The sequence below is a fragment of the Mycobacterium sp. MAC_080597_8934 genome (genome assembly GCF_000523975.1).
Taxonomy (GTDB): Bacteria; Actinomycetota; Actinomycetes; order Mycobacteriales; family Mycobacteriaceae; genus Mycobacterium; species Mycobacterium avium.
This window is the reverse complement of record NZ_JAOS01000025.1, coordinates 1-6,602: the sequence shown is the minus strand read 5'-3', so window position 1 is coordinate 6,602 and position 6,602 is coordinate 1. Positions and strand designations below refer to the sequence as shown.

Genomic DNA, 6,602 nt, shown 5'->3' with positions numbered 1-6,602 from the left:
CATCAGCGCCACGGTGATCACCATGAGCGCTATGCCCCCGACTAGGACCGGCCACGCACCTTCGTGGGTGTCCACCCACCACAGCGTCGCGCCGCCGATCGTGATGATGGCGCCCCGTTCGGCGGGCCGGTAGGGGCCGCCTGGCCACTTTTGGCCTTTGCCTACATCGCCGCCGACCTGGATTTCGACGTCACGGATGCCGGTGTGTACGGTAGCGGCCTCCCCGCTGCGGCGGGGAGCCATCGTGGGCGCAGTCACCAGCCGCGGGTGACTGAGACGGAGCCGCCGTTACCGCCGTTGAACCAACCGCCGGGGGCCTTCTCCACTTCGCTGTTGCCGCGCTGGTAGATCCCAACGATGTGGGTGATGAGGATGGCCAGACCCACCCCACCCAGGATCGCCTTGAACGCCGCGCCTTCGCCTTTCTTCCAGTGGTCGCGCATGCCGCGGACAATGCCGCCGCCCAGGAAGTAGGCGCAGCCGATCCCGACGATGATGTAGAAGATCCAGTGGCTCATGTCGATGAGCCCGCCGCCGCCAGCAGCCAGGATGAGCTGCGAGTTGGGTTCGGTGACGCCGTGTGCAGCAATGTCACCGATACTGCTGGCACTCACCGGGTTCGGCATGTCGTGCAGCCATGTCGGCAAGAGACTCAGATCGTTCATGATGGTGCTCCTTCGATGTGATGGGTTACGGGGTTGCTGCTGAAGCAGGTGCAGGCGCCGGGGTGGGGGTCAGATCGGCCACCGCCGGCATCGCGTCGATCTGCGCGACGAACCAGCTGCCGCCGCTGGCCCGCAGCGTCAGTGGGTAGGACAGCGTTTCCTGGCTGTAGTCGGGCCGGCGCGCGGAGACGTCGATGTGGACGGGCAGTTCGAAGTTGTCGGGCGGGTTCTCCGGTGCCTCCGATTCGGCCTGCGCTGCGGTGACGGTCGCCTCGCTATAGGCCGCCAGCGCCGTGATCCCCGAGTTGGCGGTAGTGAATCGGTCCAATCCCCCAGCGTTGGTCAGATACGCGGTGGCGAATCCTGACAATGAGGTGAACAAGGGTGTGAACTCGGTCGAGTCGGGTTTGCGCGGCTCCACCGTGACGGGATAGTTCAGGGCGATATATGCCCCGGGAGGGTCGGACTGCAGGCGCGAGATTTTGTCGATCGCTTGCAGACCGGTGTGCTGATAGACGCTCACCGTGAGCTGATAGATCGCCGGGCTCTTGGGAGCACCGGGGTAAAGCTGTTCGCTCACCTGGACTTTCACACTGTAGAGGCTCACCTGGTCGTTGCTGGGCCCGTACTTGATCGCTTGAGGCTTGGCATCAGAAACGATCTTGGAGCCGGGAACGGCCGGGGTGTACTTGCGGCCGTCGGGGTAGCAGCGGCTCAGATCGGTTCCGCCGCTGATGGTTCCCGACAGCAGCGATTCGATGCAGTCCGAAGCGAACGCCTTGACCCGGTCGGATTCATTGACGACCGACCGGCTCTCTTCGACGATCGGCGGAGGCGGTGGCGGAAACACGAACCGCTTCGCCTCGGCCAGACCACTGATCGACGAGAACAACACCAGAGCGGCGAACCCGCCCCGGCGCGCGATACTGCCTCCGGCGCCGAGCCTCCGCTTCCATGTATTGGAAATTTTCATCAGATCGCCTTGTGTCCAATGATTTTGATGCTGGAAACCGCGAACGTCCGCAGACTGCTACCCGGTCCGGGCTCGTTGCCATCGAGGGCAAATGCGCCGCCCGGTGTCCCAGTTGGTGGCGCGGGCGGGCCGAGCACCGACCCGAAAACGCCTCCGGGCGCGGGTTGCTCGGTCGCGCTGGGCTGCGGAGCCGGTGGCGGACTGGTCTGCTGGATGATGATGGTGACTTTCGAGGCCGTGATGTGCGGGATGGCCATCGGCGCCTCACCGCGCACGTTGAACGTGTTCTGGGGCTTGACGGTGTTGGCGGGGTCGTTAAATGACCACTGCAACCGGGTCACAACTTGATGGGCCAGCCACGGGTCCGGCTCAGTGTCGGGGCGCCCTGGCCTACCGATCGCCCCCGGCACAATCACCACTCCGGTGATCACATAAGACTGCGGCATTCCCGGTGGGCCCAATACGAGATCCAGCCGCTGTCCTGGCCCGTTGAGCACGCATATCCACGGTGTCGGCGAATCGGCAACCGCCACCGACTGGGCCGGGGTTGAGCCGGCCTCGTCGCAGTCAGAACTGGCCGTGAACGGCAGCGGCCCGTCTGCGTTGGCGTCGCTGGGCGCCGTAGGTCGTGGTGGTGCTGTGGGAGCAGGCCGCGGCGCGGACGATGACGACGCAGTGGGCGCGGTTGGCGCCGCAGCAGGAGCCGGGCTGTTCAAATTTGAAGCGACAGCGGTGATTACGGTTGCCAGGGCGACCGCGCCAACCCCCGCTCCCAACACCCACGGTGTGAAACGGCGGCGCTTGTCCGCGGAGTCGCCGGTCGCGGGCTTGCGGTCTGAACTCGGCGCTGCGTCGAGATCGGTGACCGTGGTCAACTGCGTAGTCGTCGAGCCCTGATCATCGTCACCGCCGTGGACTTCGGGCTGATCGAGCGTCTCGTCGCCCGCATCGTCGTCAGAGTCGCCGCGGTCGTGATCGAACTCGTCGTCGTGTGCGTCGTCGGCCTCGGCGTCGGCTTCGTCGTCTTTGTCCTCGGGCCGAACTTGAGCGCCGATGCCCACAAGCCAGCGTTCATCGTCATCGAGCGGAGTGGGTCGGGTCATGGCCGGCTGCTCCGCGGACGTGCGTGCGAGACGCTGCGCCGGGCGTGGGAACGCCCAGATGCCGAGGCGTAGGACTGGCCCGCCGGGCTAGGCAGAGCCAGAGGCGGCCCCAGCTGTAGGTACCCCTCCCCCTCGAAGCTGCCTTCCCCTTCGCCGCCGACGATCACCCGCGTGTGCCGATGCGATGGCAGTGCGGAAACCACGGGTACCGGCGGCTGCGGTGCACGGGCCAGCCCCGCGCGATGTGCGCGATTCTTCATCGCTGCCCTCTGTGGGTGGCGCTCTCGGCGGTAGGCCTGGACCCGGCGCCACACATAGACGGTCAACATCACGACCGCGCCCAGCACGATGAGCGGCAACAGCCGGGCCAGCAGCTCAATGAGCAGCATCACGGCCACGTAGAGCGCGACCGCTGCGACCCCGGCCAGCGCCAGAGCCGCCTTCAGCACCTTCATGTCACCTTCTCCGTTCACTGTCAACAAAACCTCATCATGTAGGCATGACTCTAGCGACTAAATCATCTTTCTGTCGACACATGTAGACGTAAACTGTCATCTACAGTTATCTTTCTAACGTGGAAGCACCTCAAGATGGCCCCGCACGGCTCGATTGGTATGTCAGACGCCGCCTCACCGAGAAACGGATGACCTTCACCGAACTGGCCAAACGCGCAGGACTTAGCCGCAGCACGTTCTACAAAGCTGTCCGCAACTCCCGCGGCCTGCGCCCCGAAACCATCGCCCAGCTCGACCAGGCACTCGAATTGAAGCGCCCTGGGTTTCCCGGAGGCTCGGGCTATTGGATTCCGATCAAGGGTTGGTCGGTCCGGTATGCATCGTAGAACGCGGCTTCGAACTCCGTGGGTGGGATGTCGCCGAGGTAGCTGTGCAGGCGGCTGGTGTTGTGCCAGTGGACCCAACTGAGGGTGGCGAGTTCTACGTCCTCGACGGTCTTCCACGGTCTGCTTCGAGCCGGCCCGTAGATCAGCTCGGCCTTGTAGTAACCGTTGACTGTCTCCGCGAGAGCGTTATCGAAACTATCTCCAACGGTCCCAATTGACGGGACTGCGCCGATCTCAGCGAGCCGCTCGCCGTAGCGAATGGACGTGAATTGCGACCCGGCATCTGAGTGACATATCAAGTCCTGCAATGTAGTTCCGCGTGACCAACGCGCCATCTCCAACGCGTCGAGAACCATCGAGGTCCGCATGTGCGAAGCCACCCGCCACCCCACGATCATCCGCGAGTGTGCGTCAATGATGAAGCACACGTAGGCCACCCCGGCCCAGGTCGGCACGAATGTCAGGTCGGTCACCCAGAGCTGGTTCGGGGCAGCCGCGGCGAAGTTGCGGTGCACCAAGTCCGGGTGCCGCGCCGCGGCTGGGTCAGCTTTGGTGGTCCGCACCCGTTTGCCGCGCCGGACCCCCTCAATGCCTGCGGCCCGCATCAGCCGGGCCACCTGATCGCGACCGACGTCATGACCATCGCGACGAGCCGTTTTCCAGAGTTTGCGGGCCCCATAGACGCAGTAGTTGTCTTTCCAGAGCTGGCACAACGCCGGCCCGAGGACGGCGTCGCGCAGGGCCCGCGCCGATGGGACCCGGGCTTTGGCGTCGTAGTAGGTGCTCAGGGCCACCTGCAAGCCTGCGCTGCGCAGGACCGTGCAGATGGGCTCGACCCCGAACTCCCCGCGATTGTCGTCGATGAAATCGACTATTTCTTGTGTTGGCGGTCGAGCTCCGCCCCGAAGAAACTTGCCGCTCGCTTCAGAATCTCGTTGGCACGCTTGAGTTCTCGGATCTCCTGTTCGAGTTCCTTCACCTTCTTCGACTCCGAGGTCGTCACCCCAGGAGCCAGGCCTTCGTCGATGTCGACCTGACGGACCCAGGTGCGCACCGATTCCACTCCGTAGCCGAGCTGGCGAGCGACCCGCTGCACTGTGCCCTGCTCGGTGCCCAGCTCCGCGCGCAAGGTGCGGACCATCCGCACCGCGGCGGCCTTCTCCTCGGCACTGTATCGACGTGTCGTCGGCTTCCCGGGCGACTGTTCCTTCGGCATACCTGCATCCTCGTTTCCAAGGTCAGGAGCCTCCGGGATTTCCAGGGCGTTTCAAATGGCCGCCCGGCGCATGTGCGCAGATTCTCAACGGTGGCGATCCCCCACCGCAGCCGCCGCGAGGAAACGAACAAGCCCGAGTCGAGGCTCGACTGCAATGCGTCGAACGTCAGTTGGCCGCACTCTGGGACGCCGTCGCACGCATCGACCCCACCACCCGAGTACGCAATGCCTGCTGACGTTTTCGACGATCAGCGACGAGCCTGGATCGCAGCGCACGCGGGCATCTTCGTCTTCCAGAAGCGCCGCGCCGAACTGCTCGGCAAGCGGCTACGTGCCCGCACCCGCGCGCGCACTGGCGTCCGCCCCGATCCCCACGACGACGACGTCAGGCCAGGAATCCTCTTCCGCAAGGCCGCCGACACCGGTTGGTGGGAAAAAACGATCCTGGCCACCGCCGCAGTCGCCGCGCCCCTCGGCTGGCCACTCGGCCGACTGGTCTACGCGCGCATCACCACGCTGATCCCCGAAAAGCTGCGGGCATACCCGATCCCAGCCATGGTGTGGGCCGCGGTCCTCAGCGGCACACCACTGGTGTTCTTCTATGACCCAGCCCCCTCGATCTGGTCCTCACTGATCATCCCGTGGGTGCTCGCGCAGCTGCCGGCCACCTTCCTCGCCGCCGGCGTCTACGGCGTATTGGAGGGCTGGCTCGCCGTCGACGGCTCCTCGCACTGGTGGCCAATGGCCCCAGCCGCCCAAGAAGTCGACGACCTACTCTTCCTCGGCCCCATGGATCTACCAGTACCGACGCTTCTCGACCCTGAACCGGCCAAACCCGAACCGCCCGCGGTCACCCACCGCCGCACACCACCCAAAATCACCTGGCTGCCCCTGGTGAGCGGCGCAATCCTGGCCGCCCTGGGCGCCCTCTGGTTCGCCTCAACAGTCATCGACGGAGCATTCGGCAGCACTTTCACCACCTTCGTAACAATCCCCGATGGGAGCAGCACCAATGGCACAACTTTCCGCTGAACCCCAGCCCGGCGACCACAATCGCCCTGACCACACCCGCGTACCGAGCGTCGAGCATCGGCCCCTGGCCACAACCGCCGCTGACCCCATTCCGGACGAGAACGTACGCATAGAACACGTCCTGCGCGAACTGACGAAACGACGCCACATCGACGAACGCATACGCGAACACTCATCCGACCGAGGCCTCAGTCTCGACGAGACCCTGTAGCTGCGCTCTCTCGTGACATTGGTTGCGGCCCTGCGCAATCCAGACGTGAAAGACAATGCGATCACATGCGACCACCTGAGGAAGTCGCGCGCATCAGCTATAAGCCTCCCGCCGACCTCTACGTCACCGAAGTGCCGACACGACGCCTCGCCGAGGGCGCGCACCAGGACTGGTGGACAGCCTGGCACACAGGTCGGTGGACGGCCGTCAAGGGCTGGGCGATGCGCGCGGGCGATGGGAACCCAGGTTTGCGGGGCCCTACTGGCAAGAAGGGCGGCGCGGGAAGTTGCATCACCTGTGGCCCCAGTTCCGTCACTCGGTGCGTGGTCACCACGCAAAAAGTGGCTCCTCCCAACGCGTCACGACACGTTGCGAGCGCTGCTGCCGCCTACATTGGCCGCCGTGAACAACTTGAGCATTTTCCTCGTGATCAATGACGGGGACAACACCGACCGCCTGTACTGGTTCGGCCGGCATGACCCTGTCATCAACCTGGCCACGATCTATCCAGAACTGGAACATCAATCTGCGGCGACCTATCCCCAGGCGGGACAACGCATC

Annotated in this window: 7 protein-coding genes, 1 pseudogene and 1 other annotated feature; of the genes and pseudogenes, 2 read left to right on the top strand and 6 right to left on the bottom strand. The window is 64.7% G+C overall.

Features of this window, described 5'->3' with window-relative positions; all coding sequences use genetic code 11:
* From NF20_RS14515 to NF20_RS26365, 5 genes and pseudogenes are all read right to left on the bottom strand, one after another.
* Positions 1-258, bottom strand: a pseudogene (locus NF20_RS14515) (hypothetical protein); the annotation flags it as partial.
* Positions 255-665: a hypothetical protein gene (locus tag NF20_RS28245; RefSeq protein ID WP_255343464.1), complete on the bottom strand. Its 411-nt coding sequence runs from the start codon at positions 663-665 to the stop codon at positions 255-257. The pseudogene NF20_RS14515 and the gene NF20_RS28245, both read right to left, overlap by 4 nt.
* A 25-nt stretch (positions 666-690) precedes the next feature.
* Positions 691-1,557 carry a hypothetical protein gene (locus NF20_RS14505; RefSeq protein WP_155947447.1) on the bottom strand — a complete coding sequence of 289 codons (867 nt, stop codon included), beginning with the start codon at positions 1,555-1,557 and terminating at the stop codon, positions 691-693.
* Between the two features lie 80 nt (positions 1,558-1,637).
* Positions 1,638-2,741 (bottom strand): hypothetical protein, encoded by a 1,104-nt coding sequence (locus tag NF20_RS26370; protein ID WP_081759519.1) that lies wholly within the window; start codon positions 2,739-2,741, stop codon positions 1,638-1,640.
* Positions 2,738-3,196 (bottom strand): hypothetical protein, encoded by a 459-nt coding sequence (locus NF20_RS26365; protein WP_079628283.1) that lies wholly within the window; start codon positions 3,194-3,196, stop codon positions 2,738-2,740. Before NF20_RS26365 ends, NF20_RS26370 begins: the two co-directional genes overlap by 4 nt.
* Positions 3,197-3,315: 119 nt before the next feature.
* On the opposite strand from NF20_RS26365, the gene NF20_RS26360 reads away from it, so the two are divergent.
* On the top strand, positions 3,316-3,582 hold the full coding sequence (locus tag NF20_RS26360) for a helix-turn-helix domain-containing protein (RefSeq protein ID WP_155947446.1): 267 nt from the start codon (positions 3,316-3,318) through the stop codon (positions 3,580-3,582).
* Here NF20_RS26360 and NF20_RS14485 read toward each other — a convergent pair.
* A protein-coding gene (locus NF20_RS14485; RefSeq protein ID WP_085989547.1) for an IS3 family transposase occupies positions 3,537-4,798 on the bottom strand; the annotation gives its coding sequence in 2 pieces (ribosomal slippage) (positions 3,537-4,495 and positions 4,495-4,798; 1,263 coding nt in all). The two genes, NF20_RS26360 and NF20_RS14485, sit on opposite strands and share 46 nt — an antisense overlap.
* Positions 4,368-4,499 (bottom strand) — a sequence feature (AL1L pseudoknot). Its footprint overlaps the gene before it by 132 nt.
* 225 nt (positions 4,799-5,023) lie before the next feature.
* Here NF20_RS14485 and NF20_RS14475 point away from each other — a divergent pair.
* Positions 5,024-5,830 (top strand): hypothetical protein, encoded by an 807-nt coding sequence (locus tag NF20_RS14475; RefSeq protein WP_033711763.1) that lies wholly within the window; start codon positions 5,024-5,026, stop codon positions 5,828-5,830.
* The last annotated feature ends 772 nt before the right edge of the window (positions 5,831-6,602 follow it).